The sequence below is a fragment of the Micromonospora sp. RTBAU3-60 genome (assembly GCF_054963695.1).
The window spans coordinates 23,345-37,328 of record NZ_JBUEGB010000066.1 but is presented as its reverse complement, the minus strand read 5'-3'; the positions used below and the strand labels follow the sequence as shown (position 1 = coordinate 37,328).

18 protein-coding genes are annotated in these 13,984 nt (G+C 73.5%); 8 read left to right on the top strand and 10 right to left on the bottom strand.

The genetic code is table 11. From position 1 onward, the window contains the following. Nucleotides 1-401 precede the first annotated feature (401 nt). The gene (gene tyrS, locus ACY34I_RS33555) at nucleotides 402-1,685 is read right to left on the bottom strand and encodes a tyrosine--tRNA ligase (RefSeq protein WP_462759186.1); all 1,284 of its coding nucleotides are present in this window, start codon (nucleotides 1,683-1,685) and stop codon (nucleotides 402-404) included. Between the two features lie 99 nt (nucleotides 1,686-1,784). Here tyrS and ACY34I_RS33550 point away from each other — a divergent pair, with 99 nt between their 5' ends. The 4 genes from ACY34I_RS33550 (at nucleotide 1,785) to ACY34I_RS33535 (ending at nucleotide 4,190) form a co-directional block, all read left to right on the top strand. Beyond that, nucleotides 1,785-2,174 carry a PaaI family thioesterase gene (locus ACY34I_RS33550; protein WP_462759185.1) on the top strand — a complete coding sequence of 130 codons (390 nt, stop codon included), beginning with the start codon at nucleotides 1,785-1,787 and terminating at the stop codon, nucleotides 2,172-2,174. Between the two features lie 96 nt (nucleotides 2,175-2,270). Continuing rightward, nucleotides 2,271-3,497, top strand: a complete 1,227-nt coding sequence (locus tag ACY34I_RS33545) for an NRAMP family divalent metal transporter (RefSeq protein WP_462759184.1) — start codon at nucleotides 2,271-2,273, stop codon at nucleotides 3,495-3,497. After that, entirely contained in the window at nucleotides 3,494-3,874 is a 381-nt protein-coding gene (locus ACY34I_RS33540) for a hypothetical protein (RefSeq protein ID WP_462759183.1), read from the top strand. The genes ACY34I_RS33545 and ACY34I_RS33540 overlap by 4 nt, the downstream gene beginning before the upstream one ends. Further along, nucleotides 3,861-4,190, top strand: a complete 330-nt coding sequence (locus ACY34I_RS33535; RefSeq protein WP_462759182.1) for a PRC-barrel domain containing protein — start codon at nucleotides 3,861-3,863, stop codon at nucleotides 4,188-4,190. Before ACY34I_RS33540 ends, ACY34I_RS33535 begins: the two co-directional genes overlap by 14 nt. Before the next feature lie 61 nt (nucleotides 4,191-4,251). On the opposite strand, the gene ACY34I_RS33530 is transcribed toward ACY34I_RS33535, so the two are convergent. Both ACY34I_RS33530 and ACY34I_RS33525 read right to left on the bottom strand, forming a co-directional pair. Continuing rightward, nucleotides 4,252-4,893 (bottom strand): hypothetical protein, encoded by a 642-nt coding sequence (locus ACY34I_RS33530; protein ID WP_462759181.1) that lies wholly within the window; start codon nucleotides 4,891-4,893, stop codon nucleotides 4,252-4,254. Between the two features lie 10 nt (nucleotides 4,894-4,903). Beyond that, nucleotides 4,904-5,407 (bottom strand): GNAT family N-acetyltransferase, encoded by a 504-nt coding sequence (locus tag ACY34I_RS33525; protein ID WP_462759180.1) that lies wholly within the window; start codon nucleotides 5,405-5,407, stop codon nucleotides 4,904-4,906. Between the two features lie 162 nt (nucleotides 5,408-5,569). Between ACY34I_RS33525 and ACY34I_RS33520 the strand changes: the two genes are divergently transcribed. Both ACY34I_RS33520 and ACY34I_RS33515 read left to right on the top strand, forming a co-directional pair. Then, nucleotides 5,570-5,815 carry a hypothetical protein gene (locus tag ACY34I_RS33520; RefSeq protein WP_462759179.1) on the top strand — a complete coding sequence of 82 codons (246 nt, stop codon included), beginning with the start codon at nucleotides 5,570-5,572 and terminating at the stop codon, nucleotides 5,813-5,815. A gap of 229 nt (nucleotides 5,816-6,044) precedes the next feature. Next, complete coding sequence (locus ACY34I_RS33515; RefSeq protein WP_462759178.1) at nucleotides 6,045-6,926, top strand: universal stress protein; 882 nt, start codon at nucleotides 6,045-6,047, stop codon at nucleotides 6,924-6,926. Between the two features lie 21 nt (nucleotides 6,927-6,947). Here the strand turns inward: ACY34I_RS33515 and ACY34I_RS33510 are convergent, their stop codons facing one another. The 6 genes from ACY34I_RS33510 to ACY34I_RS33485 all read right to left on the bottom strand — a co-directional run bounded on the left by ACY34I_RS33510 (nucleotide 6,948) and on the right by ACY34I_RS33485 (nucleotide 11,452). Next, nucleotides 6,948-7,574: an FMN reductase gene (locus ACY34I_RS33510; protein WP_462759177.1), complete on the bottom strand. Its 627-nt coding sequence runs from the start codon at nucleotides 7,572-7,574 to the stop codon at nucleotides 6,948-6,950. Continuing rightward, complete coding sequence (locus ACY34I_RS33505) at nucleotides 7,571-8,710, bottom strand: LLM class flavin-dependent oxidoreductase (protein ID WP_462759176.1); 1,140 nt, start codon at nucleotides 8,708-8,710, stop codon at nucleotides 7,571-7,573. The genes ACY34I_RS33510 and ACY34I_RS33505 overlap by 4 nt, the downstream gene beginning before the upstream one ends. Before the next feature lie 142 nt (nucleotides 8,711-8,852). After that, nucleotides 8,853-9,221 (bottom strand): hypothetical protein, encoded by a 369-nt coding sequence (locus ACY34I_RS33500; RefSeq protein ID WP_462759175.1) that lies wholly within the window; start codon nucleotides 9,219-9,221, stop codon nucleotides 8,853-8,855. A 68-nt stretch (nucleotides 9,222-9,289) separates the two neighbouring features. Beyond that, nucleotides 9,290-9,565, bottom strand: coding sequence for a MoaD/ThiS family protein (locus ACY34I_RS33495; RefSeq protein ID WP_148799224.1), 276 nt, complete (start codon nucleotides 9,563-9,565; stop codon nucleotides 9,290-9,292). Further along, entirely contained in the window at nucleotides 9,566-10,648 is a 1,083-nt protein-coding gene (locus ACY34I_RS33490; protein ID WP_462759174.1) for a WD40/YVTN/BNR-like repeat-containing protein, read from the bottom strand. Nucleotides 10,649-10,828: 180 nt separating this feature from the next. Beyond that, on the bottom strand, nucleotides 10,829-11,452 hold the full coding sequence (locus ACY34I_RS33485; RefSeq protein ID WP_462759173.1) for a DNA-3-methyladenine glycosylase: 624 nt from the start codon (nucleotides 11,450-11,452) through the stop codon (nucleotides 10,829-10,831). Between the two features lie 73 nt (nucleotides 11,453-11,525). Here ACY34I_RS33485 and ACY34I_RS33480 point away from each other — a divergent pair, with 73 nt between their 5' ends. Next, on the top strand, nucleotides 11,526-11,951 hold the full coding sequence (locus ACY34I_RS33480; RefSeq protein WP_148799218.1) for a DNA-binding protein: 426 nt from the start codon (nucleotides 11,526-11,528) through the stop codon (nucleotides 11,949-11,951). Between the two features lie 58 nt (nucleotides 11,952-12,009). After that, entirely contained in the window at nucleotides 12,010-12,363 is a 354-nt protein-coding gene (locus ACY34I_RS33475) for an MmcQ/YjbR family DNA-binding protein (protein ID WP_148799216.1), read from the top strand. Between the two features lie 145 nt (nucleotides 12,364-12,508). Here the strand turns inward: ACY34I_RS33475 and argH are convergent, their stop codons facing one another. After that, nucleotides 12,509-13,972: an argininosuccinate lyase gene (gene argH / locus ACY34I_RS33470; protein WP_148799256.1), complete on the bottom strand. Its 1,464-nt coding sequence runs from the start codon at nucleotides 13,970-13,972 to the stop codon at nucleotides 12,509-12,511. Nucleotides 13,973-13,984: the final 12 nt, after the last annotated feature.

Below are 13,984 nucleotides of genomic sequence, written 5' to 3'. Positions count from 1 at the left end.
CGGTGGTTTCTGCCCTGTCAAACCGCTGTGTGGCGGTTCGTCGCGCTTCCACCCTTTTGCCGGGCACCGCGATTCGACCGACTCGCGCCGGGCGCCTCGTGGATTTCGGCAGGACGGCCGCTGCGGTCTCCCGCTTGCTCGTCCGTTTCCCTGCCGGCCGATAACCTTACCCGGTCGGTTCCGCCTCGCCAAATCCGCCTTGCGGCGAATCCGGGGCACCACCCGGGCCTCAGATCCGATGGGGTGAACCAACTGGACCTGTCGGTCATTCCCGCGCTCCGGCCTTCAGGGCTGCTCGCCCTGTTTCGTCCGTTCCGCGCTGGCAGAGAGAAAGTTACGCGCCCAGCGGTTTGATCGTCAAATCCGCTGGGCGCGTCCCGCGTCACACCGTCGAAATACGACTATTTACGCAGCTCAACCCCGGCGAAGGAACGCTTGCCCCGGCGCAGCACCAGGTACCGCCCGTGCAACAGGTCGTCGGTGGAGACCGTCGCGTCGACGTCGGTCACCCGGACGTTGTTGACGTACGCGCCGCCCTCGGTGATCACCCGCCGTGCCTCCTTCATGCTCGGCACCAGCCCGGACTCCTTGAGCAACCCGGCGACGTCCGGCAGCTCGGCCAGGTGGACCAGACCGGCCTCGGTCAACGCGGCGCGCAGGGTCACCGGGGTCAGCTCCTCGAGCGAGCCACGGCCGAAGAGCGCCTGGCTGGCCGCGACCGCCTGGGCCATCTCCCGCTCGCCGTGCACCAGCGCGGTCAACTCCTCGGCGAGCGCCCGCTGGGCGAGGCGCGCCTGCGGCCGTTCCGCCGTCGCCTTCTCCAGCTCCTCCAGTTCCTGCCGGGAGCGGAAGCTGAAGTAGCGCAGGTAGCGGACGACGTCGCGGTCGTCGGCGTTGACCCAGAACTGGTAGAAGGCGTAGGGGCTGGTCATCTCCGGGTCGAGCCATATGCTGCCGCCCTCGGTCTTGCCGAACTTGGTGCCGTCCGACTTGGTGACCAGCGGCGTGGTGAAGGCCTCCACGGGGCCGGCGCCCCGCCGGCGGATGTAGTCGACCCCGGCGGTGATGTTGCCCCACTGGTCCGAGCCGCCGTACTGGAGCTGGCAGCCATGCCGGCGGTGCAGTTCGAAGAAGTCGTTGGCCTGCAGGAGCTGGTAGCTGAACTCGGTGAAGCTGATGCCGGTCTCCAGCCGGGCCTTGACCACCTCGCGGGCCAGCATCTTGTTCACCGGGAAGTGCTTGCCGACGTCCCGGAGGAACTCGACCACCAACATCTCGCCGGTCCAGTCCAGGTTGTTGACCAGCCGGGCCGCGTTCTCCCCGGTGTACGAGACGAACGGGGCGAGCTGGTCGTGGATGCGCTGCACCCAGCCGGCCACCACCTCGGGCGGGTTGAGGGTCCGTTCGGCGGTCTCCTTCGGGTCCCCGATCTGGCCGGTGGCGCCGCCAACCAGCAGCAGCGGACGGTGCCCGGCGAGCTGGAGTCGACGCGCGGTGATGACCTGCATGAGGTGGCCGACGTGCAGGCTGGGCGCGGTCGGATCGAAGCCCACATAGAAGGTGGCCGCCCCGCCGTCGAGCAGTTCGCGCAGCTCGTCGAGGCCGGTCGAGTCCTGGATCAGGCCCCGCCACAGCAGGTCTTCGGTCAGGGAGTCCCGCCCCTGCGGGAGGTTGCTGTCGGTCACGGCTACCGATTCTCCCCCATCACCGGCCCGGACCCGTACCGGGTTTGCCCACGCCGAGGCGGCTAGGCTGCGCTCCAGCGAGGGCGAGGAGGGGCTGTCATGGAGATGCCGGACCTGACCGGGGGCTTCGCGGCCCTGCTGGGCCTGAAGTTCGACGAGGTCAGCGGCGACCGGGTGGTGATCCGCTGGCAGGTCCGCCCGGAGCTGCACCAGCCGTACGGGATCCAGCACGGCGGGGTCTACTGCTCGGTGGTGGAGACCGCGGCCAGCGTCGGTGGGGCGCTCTGGCTGGGCAACAAAGGCCAGGTGGTGGGCGTGTCCAACCAGACCGACTTCCTGCGCGCGGTGCGGGACGGCGAGCTGACCGCGGTGGGCACCCCGATCCACCGGGGCCGGAGCCAGCAGCTGTGGCAGGTGGAGATCACCGACGGGGACGGCCGGCTGGTCTCGCGCGGCCAGGTGCGCCTGCAGAACCTCACCGCCGCCTGACCGAGGTCCGGGTCGACGGCCTGGTCGATTCGCCCGAAAAGAGATAGCTGACGCCGATATCGTCGCGTCGATGAGACCGCCCGCTGCTGGCCCGACGTGAGGAAGCTCCTCGCCGCCACTCTCGGCATCCTGTCCGCCATCGGCGGCTTCGTCGACATCGGTGACCTGGTGGCGGCGAGTCAGGCCGGCGCCCGCTTCGGGATGGCCCACGCGTGGGTGCTGCTCGTCGGGGTGCTGGGCATCTGCGCGTACGCGGAGATGGCCGGACGGATCGCGGCGGTGAGCGGCCGGGCGGTGTTCGACCTGGTCCGGGAGCGGCTGGGGCCGCGGGTGGCGCTGCTCAACCTGGTCGCCTCGTACCTGGTCACGGTGATCACCCTCGCCGCGGAGCTGGGCGGGGTGGCCCTGGCGCTGCAGTTGGCGACCGGGCTCAGCTACCTGCTCTGGGTGCCGGTGGCCGCGGTCGCGGTCTGGCTGGTGCTGTGGCGGCTGCGCTTCGAGCTGATGGAACGGATCTTCGGCCTAGCCGGGCTGGCCCTGCTGGTGTTCGCCGTCGCACTGTTCGCCCTCCCCACCGACTGGGCGCGGCTCGGCCACGGGGCGCTGCACATCAGCTCCGCCGGGTCGGGCTGGTCGGTCTACTGGTTCGTGGCGGTGGCGTTGTTCGCCTCCACGGTCAGCCCGTACGAGGTTTTCTTCTTCTCCTCGGGCGGGGTGGAGGAGCGGTGGAGCGTTGCCGACCTGGCCAACGCGCGGTCGAACGTGCTGATCGGCTTCCCGGTCGGCGGTTTCCTGGCGTTGTCGTTGATCGCCGTCGCGGCGGTGGCGTACCACCCCTCCGGAACATCGCTGAACAGCCTCGACCAGGTGGCCCGGCCGGTGGCGACCGCGCTGGGCGGGGCCGGGCTGGCGGTCGCGGTGCTGGCGTTCTTCGCGGTCACCTTCGGCGCGGCGCTGGAGACCGGCTTATCCGCCGCGTACGCGGTGGCCCAGTACTTCGGCTGGCAGTGGGGCAAACGCATCAGCCCGCGGGAGGCGGCCCGGTTCCACACCGTCCTGCTGGTCAGCATGCTGCTCGGCGTGCTGGCGCTGATGACCACCATCGACCCGGTGCAGCTCACCGAGTACATGCTGGTGCTCAGCGCGGTGGTGCTGCCACTGACGTACCTGCCGATCCTCGTCGTGGCGAACGACCGCAACTACCTGGGCGACCGCGTCAACGGCCGGTGGACGAACCTGCTCGGGGTCGTGGTCCTGCTGCTCATCGTCGCCGCGTCGGTGGCGGCGATCCCGCTGGCGATCATCACGAGGATGGGACGATGAGGCTCCAACTCGCCAAGCAGGTGCTCGACCAGCAGATCGTCGACCGGGAGGGCCGGCTGGTCGGCCGGGTCGACGACATCGCGTTCGCGGTCGACGCCGACGGGGTTCCCTACGTGGACTGCCTGCTCTCCGGGCAGGGCGTGCTGGGGCGGCGGCTCGGCGGCCGGGTCGGGCGGTTCCTGGTGTCGGTCGCCGAGCGGTTCGCCGAGCAGACGCCGGTGCCGCCGCGGCGCATCCCGCTCACCCAGGTCGCCGGGGTGGACAGCGCAATACGCCTGCGCTGCCGGGCCGCCGACCTGCCCCCGCCCCCGATGGAGACCTGGCTGCGCCGGCGCATCATCGACCGGATCCCGGGGGCGCACCGTGCGAGCCGGTGAGCTGCTCGGCCGGATGGCATACGACCTGCACGGGCGGCGGCTGGGTCGGGTGATCGACGTGGTGGTGCGCGGCGGCTGGCCGCCGGACCGGCTGCGGATCACCGACGTGATCATCGCCGGCCACTGGTGGACCCGGGTGATCGGGCGCCTGGTCGGACCCGAGCTGCACCCGTCGGGGCCGTGGCTGCTGCGGGCCGTCGCACGGGTCCTCGGCCGGAGCACCCACCAGCTCCCCACCGACCGGGTGCAGCTCCGCCCGCCGGTGCCGGGCTTCCCGTTCGGCCCGCCAGGGGAGCCGCCGGACGTCACCGGCTGACCCCGACCGGACGGGGCCAGCCACGCTCGCCGTCGAGGACCACGCCGGAACCGCTCCCCGGCTACCCGGGCTGGCCGGCCGGGGACACGGGCAGGTCCAGCACGTACGCGTCACCCATGCGCTGGAAGCCGAGCCGGTGGTAGTACGGGGCGACCATGCCGGGCGGGCTGACCACCCGGCGGAAGCCGCGGTCGGTGAAGAGGCGGCTGCGCCGGTAGACGAACTCGCCCGGGGTGAAGTCACGGAACGGCGGGGTGACGTAGTCCAGGTCGATCTGGGCCACCCCGCCGGCCTCGGCGTGCGACACCACCACGCCGACCACCTCGTCGGCGCGGACCACCAGGAACGCCGAGCGGTCCGCGGCGGCCGGGTCCCAGCGGAAGTCGGGGTTGAACCGGGCGATGTCGGCGGCGTGCACCCGCAGCGTGTGGGCCAGGAACCCGTCCCCGGTGGCCACCTCGACCACCTGGTACGTCTGCTCGTCGTGCCGGGTGGCCAGCAGCTTCCGCAGGTACCAGACGTTGATCACGGCGAGCACCACGTTCAGCCCGACCATGGGCCACACGTACACGGCGGCGTTGTAGCCGATCAGGATGAGGCAGCCGACCAGGTTGAGGGCCCGCAGCCGCAGGATCCGCGTCTGCAGCAGCGACCAGACCAGCAGCGCGGAGCCGGCCCAGCCGAGGAGTTCCAGCCAGTTCACCCGGGGGAGACTAGCGGTCCCGCTGGTCAACCGCCTCCCGGGGCAGCTCCAGCACGTACTCCTCGACCTCGGTGCCGCGGCCGTCGGCGTACCCGGAGTCCTCGCCGACCACGACGAAGCCGCACTTGCGGAGCACGGCGAGCGAGGCGGCGTTGTCCTTGGCGGCGCGGGCGTACACCGGGCGCTGCGGCAGCTCGCGCAGCAGCGCGGCGAGCGCGGCGGTGGCGTGGCCCCGGCCCCAGCGGCGCGGGTCGATCCAGTAGCTGACCTCGGTGCGCTCCCCCACCGGGAAGGCGACCACGCGCCCGACGACCTCGCCGTCGACCGTCACGGTGCGGGGGACGATGCGCGGATCGGCGCGGATGCGCGCCCAGTGGTCGTCGAAGGCGGCCCGGTCGGCCGGGTCCTTCGGACCGAACGCGGCCATCCAGTTGGCCTGCGGATCCTGCTCGTGGCGAAAGAACGCGGGCAGATCATCGTCGCGCACCGGGCGGAGCCGCACCTCACAGGTCACCGCCGGAGGATACGCGGACCCGGCGACAGGCCCGGAGCCCGCGGCCGTCACCCGGGCGGTGGACCGGCGTCCGGACCGGCGCCGGACGGACCACGTGGATCGGAGGATCGTCGGATGAACAGGATGTGTCAGCGCCGGCACTGGCCGGCAGGTCCGCTGGGTATGAGAGTCTCCGTCACCGGCCCGAAGGTGGCCGGCCCACGCGCCCTGGGTCCGACGGCGGCCGCGCCCCTGGCGCTCGCCGCGGCGGCACTCGGTGCCGTGGCGATCGGCACGATGGCGATCGGCCGGCTGGCGATCCGCCGGGCGGTCGTCAAGGAGCTGCGGATCGGTCGGCTGGAGGTGGACGAGCTGATCGTCCACCGGCAGACGCCGGGTCAGCCGGTGGGCGGCAGCGCGGTCGGGTAGTCGTACCGCTCCAGCAGGCGGACCCGGGCGGCCTGAAGCCGGTCCACCGGGCAGCCACCGCTCGGGCAGGCCGGCGAGGAAGGGGTGCGCGCGGAGCATCTCCCCCACCGGGGCGCGGACGACCGTCCGGCGGGCCGAACCTCGGGGGTATCGACGCGGGGAATTCGGGGCACATGCGATCCAGGGGCAGAGGTCGTCGACAACGGCCGAGCCGATCGAAGGGAATCCGATGAACCGACCTGTCGTGGTGGGGGTCGACGGATCGCCCACCAGCCTGATCGCCGCCGAGCACGCCGCGCGGGCGGCCGTCCAGCGGTCCCGGCCACTGCACCTGGTGCACGGCTACCTGCACCCGCTCGGCTACGGCGTGCCGCTCAACCCGTACGACCTCGGGGTGCCGGCGCCCACCGAGGCGGCGCAGAAGATGCTCGAAGAGGTGGCCGGCGACCTGACCGACCGGCATCCCGGCCTGCGGGTGGAGGTACGTCAGGTGGCCGGCGGCCCCGGCGCGACGCTGGTCGAGGAGTCCCGCCGGGCGGACCTGGTGGTGGTGGGCAGCCGGGGCGTGGGCGGGTTCGCCGGGCTGCTGCTCGGCTCGGTCAGCGGCCAGGTGGCCCAGCACGGGCACTGCCCGGTGCTGGTGGTCCGCCCGGCCGAGCAGCCGATCCCGGTGGATGGGCCGGTGCTGGTCGGCGTGGACGGTTCGACGTCGGCGGAACTGGCCGTCCGGCTCGCCGCCGACGAGGCGGCCCGGCGGGACACCGACCTCGTGCTGGTGCACGTCCGGCCACCCGAGCGGGCCGGGGCGGTGCCGGAGGAGGCGGCCGAGTCCGCGGCGGCCGGGCAGGCCGATTCGGCCGAGCTGCTGGCCAGGGCGGCGGCCGCGGTACGCGTGGACCATCCGGTGCTGGCCGTGGCCGAGCGGCCGGTGCGGGCCGCCTCCCCGGAGCAGGCCCTGATCGAGGCGAGCGGGGAGGCGGCGCTGGTGGTGGTCGGGTCGCGGGGTCGGGGCGGCTTCGCCGGGCTGCTGCTCGGGTCGGTCAGCCAGGCGCTGGTGCAGCACGCCCACTGCCCGGTGCTGGTGGCCCACCCGTACGAGCGGGCGGAGTGAGACCCGCCGGCGGCGGCCCGGTCAGACCGGGTCGCGGCCGGCGAGCAGGTCCTCGAAGCTGGTGGTGAGGGCGAACGGGTCGGCCGGGCCGGTCGCGACCGGGCGGCGGTCCACCTGCTCGGCCAGCTCGGCGCAGGCCCGCCGGATGCGGGCCCGCAGTGCCCCGTCGGCGCCGTCGCCGGACCAGTCCTCCGGCGCCGCGTAGACCGCCGTCGGCATCACCACGGCGCGCAGGTACGCGAACATCGGCCGGACCGCGTGCTCCAGGGCGAGCGAGTGCCGGGCGGTGCCCCCGGTGGCGCCGATCAGCACCGGCCGCTCGGCCAGGGCGTCCCGGTCCACCACGTCGAAGAACGACTTGAACAGCCCGTTGTAGGAGGCGTTGAAGATCGGGGTGACCGCGACCAGGCCGTCCGCTGCCGCCACGGTGTCCAGCGCCTCCCGCAGGGCGGCCGACGGGAACCCGGTGAGCAGGTGGTTCACCACGTCGTGGGCGTGCTCGCGGAGCTCGACCGGTCGGATCTCCACCTCGGCGCCGCGCCCGACCAGCTCGTCGCGGGCGGCCGCGGCGAGCTGGTCGGCGAGGAGCCGGGTCGAGGAGGGCTGGCCGAGGCCGGCCGAGACCACCGCCAGGGTGCGCCGGGTCATCGGGCCTCCTCGGGCGCCTTGCCGGTCACGTCGTCGACGGCGTGGACGGTGTTGTCCCTGGCGCCGCCCGCGGCGGCCAGCAGCGAGGCGTGGGTCGGCGCCTCCGGCACGTGCGCCGGCCGCAGCGAGTCGAACTCCTTGCGCAGCACCGGGACGACCTCCTCGCCGAGGATGTCGAGCTGTTCCAGGACGGTCTTCAGCGGCAGCCCGGCGTGGTCCATCAGGAAGAGCTGGCGCTGGTAGTCGCCGACGTACTCGCGGAAGCCGAGCGTGCGGTCGATGACCTGCTGCGGGCTGCCCACGGTCAGCGGGGTCTCCCGGCTGAACGCCTCCAGCGACGGCCCGTGCCCGTAGACCGGGGCGTTGTCGAAGTACGGCCGGAACTCGCGGACGGCGTCCTGGGAGTTCTTCCGCATGAACACCTGCCCGCCGAGGCCGACGATGGCCTGGTCGGCGGAGCCGTGGCCGTAGTGCTCGAAGCGCTGCCGGTAGAGGCCGACCATCCGCTGGGTGTGCTCCTTGGGCCAGAAGATGTGGTTGGCGAAGAAGCCGTCGCCGTAGTACGCGGCCTGCTCGGCGATCTCGGGGCTGCGGATCGAGCCGTGCCAGACGAACGGCGGTACGCCGTCGAGCGGGCGCGGAGTCGAGGTGAACGACTGCAGCGGGGTGCGGAAGCGGCCCTTCCAGTCGACCACGTCCTCCCGCCACAGCCGGTGCAGCAGGTCGTAGTTCTCGATGGCGAGGGGGATCCCGTTGCGGATGTCCTGGCCGAACCACGGGTAGACGGGGCCGGTGTTGCCGCGCCCCATCATCAGGTCCACCCGGCCGTCGGCCAGGTGCTGGAGCATCGCGTAGTCCTCGGCGATCTTCACCGGGTCGTTGGTGGTGATCAGCGTGGTCGAGGTGGAGAGCAGCAGCCGCTCGGTGCGGGCGGCGATGTAGCCGAGCATGGTGGTCGGCGACGAGGGCACGAACGGCGGGTTGTGGTGCTCGCCGGTGGCGAAGACGTCCAGGCCGACCTCCTCGGCCTTGAGCGCGATGGCCACCATGGCCTTGATCCGCTCATGCTCGGACGGCAGTCGCCCGTTGGTCGGGTCGACCGTGACGTCGCCGACGGTGAAGACTCCGAACTGCATGACCCAGCTCCTCGCGTGACGTCCGGACCGGTGCGGCCCGGATCGCACCCCACAACATATTTGACGAGTCAACTATTCCGTCGTGGGTCATGGGCGAGGTGGCCCAGCTCACCACCCGCCGGCCGCCCGGAGCCCGCCGGCGTCACCCCTGGCCGGCGTACGGCGGCCCGCCCGCTGGCGGGTACGCCGACCCCGGCGCCTGAACGGGCGGGTACGGCTGAGCCGGCGGCGGATACGGCTGGCCCGGGTGCGGGTACGGGGCCGGCTGCCAGCCGTGCTGCGGTTGGGGCTGGCCAGGGAAGGGCTGGCCGGGGAGGGGCTGGCCGGGAAAGGGCTGACCGGGGTGGAACTGGCCCGGGGGCGGGTACTGCCCCTGGTGCGTCGCCCGGCCCGCAGCGGCCGACTTCCGGCGCGCCCGCTGCACCAGCAGGACCACGCCGACGATCAGGGCCACCAGCAGGGCCGGACAGCCCACGTACCCGAACAGGTAGCCCGCCTCGTACGCGGTCACCGCGCCGCTCCCCTCGTCGGTCCGGAGCCGCCGACCCTAGCGGATCGGGCTGCGGCGCGCCGCCCCGGTCAGCCGCCGGCCACCGACGGGAGCACCTGCACCTCCGCGCCGTCGCCGACCGGGGCGTCCAGCCCGCCGGCGTGCCGGCAGTCCTCGCCGTCGACGTAGACGTTGACGTAGCGGCGCAGCTCGCCGCGCTCGTCGCGGATCCGGCGGCCCAACCGGGGCCAGGCGGCGTCGAGCTCGTCGAGGACGGCCCGCAGCGTGCCGGTGACGGCGACGGTGAGCCGGCTCGCGCCGCCCGCCTCGCCGCGCAGCGGGCCGGGCAGCAGCACGGTGACCACTCACATCTCCGCGGCCCGGACGCAGAGCACGTCCGGCAGGTGGGCGGCGACCAGCGACCAGGAGTCACCCTCGTCCGGGCTGGCGTAGACCTCGCCGGAGCGGGTGCCGAAGTAGACGCCGGCCGGGTCGGCGTCGTCGGCGCACATGGCGTCGCGCAGCACCGACGGGTAGAACGGCTCGTCGGGCAGCCCCACCGAGAGCGCCTCCCACTTGTCGCCCGCGTCGGTGGAGCGGTAGACCCGGCAGCGGTGGTCGGCCGGGAAGCGCTGGGCGTCGGCGACCAGCGGGAAGACGTAGACCGTGCCGGGGCGGGACGGGTGGGCGACCATCGGGAAGCCGAAGTCGCTGGGCAGGCCGGCGGCGATCGAGGTCCAGGTGCGGCCGTCGTCGTCGGAGCGGTAGACACCGTGGTGGTTCTGCGCGTAGAGCCGGTCCGGGTCGCCGGCGTCCCGGGCGATCTTGTGGACGCACTGCCCGAACTCGGGCCACTCGTCGGGCAGGAAGTAGGCCCGGATGCCGGTGTTGCCGGGCGTCCAGCTCGCCCCGGCGTCCTCGGTGCGGTAGACCCCGCCGGTGGACATGGCCACCGCCAGCCGGGCCGGGTCGCGTGGGTGCGGCAGCACGCTGTGGATCGCCTGGCCGCCGAAGCCGGCGGCCCAGGACTCGCGGTGCGGATGGTCCCAGAGCGCCCGGACGAGCTCGAAGCTGCGTCCGCCGTCGTCGGAGCGGAACAGCGCCGACGGCTCGGCGCCGGCCCACACCACGTCGGGCTGGTCGACGCCAGCCGGGGTGAGCTGCCAGACCCGGCCCAGGCTCGCGCCGGTGTCGGCCGGGAAGGCCACCGGCGCCCGGTCGGGCTCCTGCCAGGAGGCGCCGAGGTCGTCGCTGGTCGCCACGCTCGGCCCGAAGTGCGAGCTTGTCATCCCGGCGAGCAGCCGGGGCCGGCCGGCCCGCTTGTCGACGGCGACCGCGTAGACGCCGGTCATCGGGAAGTGCGGGCCGCTCACCTCCCAGGCGCGCCGATCGGCGCTGGTGGCGAGGAAGAGCCCCTTGCCGGTGCCGATCGCCAGCAGTGTCGCCATGCCGGTCCTCCGATCTGTGCCGAACGGGTGGTCGCCGGGTCCGGGCGGCATCCGGCGGAGCGGACGACGCGGGCGGGACCGGCGTCGTGATTATGGTCACCCCCTCCGACAGGATGCCCCTCCGCCGGGCCGATGACCAGCCCGGACCGCCGTCCAACGCGGGTCCGCGACCCGGCCCGGTCAGCGGCGGGTGCGGGGCACGTGGCGGCGGTAGGCGCTCACCGTCGGGTCGCCGGCGAGCCAGAACCGCCAGGGCACGTCGTGCGCCCCGGTCACCCCGACCCGGGGTCCGGCGAGGACCGCCGCCGCCGGCACCGGCGCCGTGGCGGGCCGCAGCCGTACCGGGCCGTCGCCCAGCAGGTCGACGCCGTAGAACGTGCCGTCGATGCCGAGCGCCGCGCAGAGCCGGGCGGGCCCGCGGGCCAGGTCCACGTCCCGGCGTACGGCAGGGCGCCGCGACCGGGCCGTGGGCAGGCCGTCGACCACCTCGCCGGCGCGGAGCAGCACCGCCGAGGCCTCCCCGTCCGGGCCGGTGACCACGTTCATGCACCAGTGCATCCCGTAGGTGAAGTAGACGTAGGCCCGCCCGGACGGGCCGAACATCACGGCGTTGCGCCGGGTCCGGCCCCGGTGCGCGTGCGAGGCCGGGTCGCCGGCGGTGCCGGCGTACGCCTCGACCTCGGTGATCCGGACGGTGACCCCGCCGGCGGTGAGCAGGCAGCCGAGCAGCCCGCGGGCCGCCGGTACGACCGGTCCGGTCAGCAGGTCGGCCAGGTCGGCGGTGGTGGGCTCGGCACTGGTCATGGGTCGACGATAGCCGGCGAGCTTTTCAATGCCCTGTTGACAAGACAATGTTCAACGGTGTCTCATGGAACACATGCCCACGCTGGACAACGACCCGTTCACCGCTCCGGACGCGGCCCAGGCCCGCGCGCACCGCAACTACGCCGCCCTGCTGCGGATCGCCGAACGGCACGCCGGCACCAATGCCCGCCGCCGGCGGTACGCACACCCCGACGTCCCCGACGCGTACGAGGCGGCCACGCTGGTGATGGCCCTCGCCGGCGGCGCGGAGCTGGAACCCGGCGAGGAGCCGGTCGACCAGGCGGACCTGATGGCGGCGCTGACCCTGGTCCCGCACGTGCGGGCGGAGGTGGACGCGCTCGAGGCGGGGCTGGTGCAGGTGGCCCGCGGCCGGGGGCTGACCTGGCAGGCGATCGCCTTCGGGCTGGGGCTGGGCAGCGCCCAGGCGGCCCGGCAGCGCTACGACCGGATCACCGTACGCACCGGCACCGCGGACTGACCGGCGGAAGTGTCACAGGGCCCGGCGAGACTGCCCGGGTGGACGGGACGAGGACGCGATGACGCGCGACGAGATGCGGGCCTACTGCCTGGCGAAGCCGGGTGCCTGGCTGGACCAGCCGTGGGAGGGCGACGAGGTCGTCAAGGTGGGCAGCAGGATCTTCGCCTTTCTCGGCGCACCGGAGGGCGTGGCGCGGGTGGGCCTGAAGTGCGGCCCGTCCCGGGAGGTCGCCGACGAGTGGCTGCACCGGTTCCCCGACGACGCCCGCCCCTCCCCCTACATCGGCCGGTCGGGGTGGAACACGCTGCGGCTCGACGGTGGGATCCCCGACGAGGAGCTGATCGACGCGGTTGACGGGTCGTACGACGCGGTGGTGGCCAAGCTGCCCAAGCGGGAGCGGCCGACGGCCTGACACCCGGCCGGTCCGGTGCTCGCCTTCGACCCGCGGAGGTGGCGCGCGGTCGTCGAGTTCGCCGAGCAGTGCTGATACGGCACAGAAGGAGGCCCTCAGCAGCAGAGCTGAGGGCCTCCTTCTGTGCCGGGTAGCCGCCCCCGGATCAGCGGGGTACGACCCGCTCGGCGGCCCAGTCGCGCCAGCCGGCCAGCTTGTCCGCGGCGGCGGCGAGCTGGTCGGCGACCGGACCCGGGCCGGTCGAGCCGGGAGTGGTCCGCGCCGCCAGGGCGGAGCGCACCGACAGCACGTCCCGCACCGACGGGTCCAGGTGCGGGCTGACCGCGGCGAGGTCGGCGTCGGAGACCTCGTCCAGGGCGCAGTCCCGGGCCACGCAGAGCGCCACCAGCCGGCCGGTGATCTCGTGCGCGTCGCGGAACGGCACGCCCCGGCGGACCAGCCAGTCCGCCACCTCGGTGGCGAGGGAGAAGCCGACCGGCGCGGCGGCGACCAGGCGGTCGACGCGTACGGTCATCGTGGCGATCATCCCGGCGAGCGCCGGCAGCAGCAGTTCGAGGGTGTCGACCGCGTCGAAGGCCGGCTCCTTGTCCTCCTGCATGTCCCGGTCGTAGGTCATCGGCAGGCCCTTGAGCATGGTGAGCACGCTCATCAGCCCGCCGACCAGCCGGCCCGACTTGCCCCGGGCCAGCTCGGCGATGTCCGCGTTCTTCTTCTGCGGCATGATCGACGACCCGGTGGCGAACGCGTCGTCCAGCTCCACCCAGCCGAACTCGTGCGACGTCCAGAGCACCACCTCCTCGCCGAGGCGGGACAGGTGCACGCCGATCATCGCGGTGACGAAGAGGAACTCGGCGACGAAGTCCCGGTCGGCGACCGCGTCCATCGAGTTGGCGAAGGACGTGCGGAAGCCCAGTTCCTTGGCGACCGCCACCGGGTCCAGCGGCAGGCCGGAACCGGCGAGCGCGCCCGCGCCGAGCGGGCTGATCGCCGCCCGGTCGTCCCAGTCGCGCAGCCGCTCCAGGTCACGCAGCAGCGGCTGCACGTGGGCGAGCAGCCAGTGCCCGAAGGTGACCGGCTGGGCGTGCTGGAGGTGGGTCATGCCGGGGGCGGCGGTGTCCACGTGCCGTTCGGCCTGCTCGACCAGGGCCTCGGCCAGCTCGACCAGCCGGGCGGCCACGCCCCGGGCGTGGTCGCGCAGGTAGAGCCGCAGGTCGGTGGCGACCTGGTCGTTGCGGGAGCGGCCGGCGCGCAGCTTGCCGCCGAGGCTGCCGAGCCGTTCCAGCAGGCCGCGTTCCAGCGCGGTGTGCACGTCCTCGTCGTCGACGGTCGGGCGGAACGCCCCGGACGCGCAGGCGGCCTCCAGGTCGTCCAGCGCGGCCAGCATCCTGCCCAGCTCCTCGGGGTCGAGCAGGCCGGCGCCGGCCAGCACCCGGGCGTGCGCCCGGGAGCCGGCGATGTCGTACGGGGCGAGACGCCAGTCGAACTGGACACTCACCGACAGCCGCGCGAGCGCCTCGGAGGGTCCGCCGGCGAACCGGCCTCCCCAGAGGCTCGTCCGGTTGGTGGCGGCGCTGTTCTCGGTCAGGCTCTTGTCGTCCACCCCACCCATTGTGCTGTTCAC